Raw genomic sequence first — 500 nt, 5'->3', positions numbered from 1 at the left:
ACAGTTAATGGCACCACTTATACAGATCTGAAGGATGGAATGCTGAGAGTGCAACTGACACAGAAAGATTTTACAACAAAACAGATTGAAATCACGGTAACGGATGGTGCCGGAAATACTTCTGAAAAGTATGTGTTGCAGAATCCTTATTATGAATGGGCAAAGAAGCAGGCAGAGAAACAGAAAACTTCAGGTGACAGCAATGGTGCGATGGCAACCACGACCAGTGCAGATGCAACTGGGACTGAGAAAACAACGACTTCACCACTTCCGCAGGATGCACAGGCTTCTGAGCCAACAGATGCAAAAGGAACTGTGGATGATCGGACAGTGACAGGTATTGAGGAACAGCTTAATAAAGAAGGCGAGACAGCAGATTCTGTTACCAAAACAGCTACGGAAGGCACAAAAGAGTTTTATACCATTTCAACTAAGAGTGGTAAGATTTTTTATCTGATCATCGACAATTCAAAATCTCAGGATAATGTGTATTTCCTTAC

Annotated in this window: 1 protein-coding gene; it reads left to right on the top strand. The window is 42.2% G+C overall.

Features of this window, described 5'->3' with window-relative positions; genetic code table 11:
- Positions 1-500, top strand: a 500-nt coding sequence (locus G5B06_RS18620; protein WP_173772728.1) for a CD1107 family mobile element protein, incomplete at both ends; no start/stop codon positions are given.

Origin of the sequence: Blautia luti, from assembly GCF_013304735.1 — a bacterium.
GTDB lineage: Bacteria > Bacillota > Clostridia > Lachnospirales > Lachnospiraceae > Blautia_A.
The sequence above is the reverse complement of the archived record's forward strand: the minus strand, read 5'-3'. Positions and strand labels throughout refer to the sequence as shown.